Genomic DNA, 1,711 nt, shown 5'->3' with positions numbered 1-1,711 from the left:
GCGGCGGAAAACGAGACCCAGAAAAAGCTGGTCGGGATCTGGGAACAGGTGCTGGCAGTCGAGCCGGTCGGTCTGGACGACAACTTCTTTATCCTCGGCGGAGATTCGATCAAGAGCCTTCAGATCAGGGCGCTCCTGAAAAAAAACGGATTTGACGTGACGCTTCAAAGCATTTTCGAATTTCCGACGATCAGACTGCTCGCCGCAAAAATCGGTGATTCGAAACCCGCCTCACCCATTTACGAATCTATCCCGCCCTTTTCCCTGATTTCCGCCGAAGACAAAAATTTAGTTCCCGAAAATATCGTTGATGCTTACCCGCTGACGTACATTCAATCCGGGATGCTGTTTCACAGCGTCTTTGATTCGAGCAGCACGGCTTATCATAACGTCACGAGCTATCATTTAAATCTCGCCTTCTCGTTCGAAAAATTGAGCGCGGCTCTTAATGAAGTAATTGACCGGCATCCGGTTTTGAGAACCTCGTTCGATCTGTCGAATTTCAGCGAGCCGCTGCAACTCGTTCATCGACAGGCGCCGGCAAAAATAGACGTCGAAGATCTTCGCGGAGTAGAAAACGAACGGCAGGAAAGGATCATCAAAAACTGGGTCGAGAACGAAAAAAGCAACCCGTTCGATTTATCCGAAGCCGGATTAATCAGGTTCAAAATTCATCTCCGCACCGAAACGACCTTCCAGTTTTCATTTTCGGAACATCACGCTATTGTGGACGGGTGGAGCGTAGCGACTATGATAACCGAGATTTTCAAACTCTATCTGGATCGGCTCGGTATCAACCCGGCGCAATTAAATCCGGTTCCCGAATCAACCTACAGAGATTTTGTCGCCGCCGAACGTCGAGCCCTGCAATCGGTCGAAACGAAAGAATACTGGCTGAAAAAAATTGAAAACCGCGTCGCCACGGAAATTCCCCGGTGGAGCCGAAAATACAGAGACCCCGCATATTCCGGAAACAGGGTAAAAGGCGTGGCACTGTCCGCTGCCACGACGCGTCGGCTCAAGGAGATCGCCAGCCGGCTCGGGGTTCCGATAAAAAGCATTTTGCTTGCCTCGCATTTATTTGTTCTTTCGGTCGTTTGCGGTCAGAAGGATATTTTATCCGGTTTGGTTTCCAACGGTCGTTTGGAGGAAAATGATTCCGAAAGAGTTCTCGGGCTTTTTTTGAACACGCTTCCGTTCAGGTTCAAATTCAAGTCCGGCAGCTGGACGCAGTTGATTAGCGAGGTCTTCGAACAGGAAAAAGAAATTCTGGCGCATCGCTGGTATCCGATGGCGCAGCTTCAGAAAAACTCTAAAACCCCGTTATTTGAAACCGATTTCGATTTCACACATTTTCACGTCTATCAAAGTCTTGAAGAATTTAAAGGCATTCTGCTAAATCACCAGGGCTACGAAGAAACCAACTTTACCCTGACGGCGAATTTTTCGCTCGACCTGAATGCGGAACGGGTCTGGCTGAGTTTGTATTACCTGCCGAAAAAAATCGGTTCCGAACAAATTACCCAGATCGCCAACTTTTATCTGAAAACCCTCGAAAAAATCGCCGAGGAGCCGGACGGACGATACGAGTTGTTTTCGCCGCTCGGAGTAGTCGAACGCGAACAGATCATCGAGCGGTGGAACGCGACCGCAGAGGATTACCGGGAAGAGGGCTGGCTGCTCGGCGCGCTGAGCCGGCGCGCGCTCGTCA

1 protein-coding gene is annotated in these 1,711 nt (G+C 49.9%); it reads left to right on the top strand.

Features of this window, described 5'->3' with window-relative positions; translation table 11 throughout:
- Window positions 1-1,711 (top strand): condensation domain-containing protein (locus H6S82_RS32080; RefSeq protein WP_199318012.1); only part of this gene is annotated, 1,711 nt, incomplete at both ends.

The organism is Planktothrix sp. FACHB-1355 (genome assembly GCF_014748295.1).
Taxonomy (GTDB): Bacteria; Cyanobacteriota; Cyanobacteriia; order Cyanobacteriales; family Aerosakkonemataceae; genus Aerosakkonema; species Aerosakkonema funiforme_A.
Note: the sequence above shows the minus strand (reverse complement) of the source record. Positions and strands in the feature narration are given on the sequence as shown.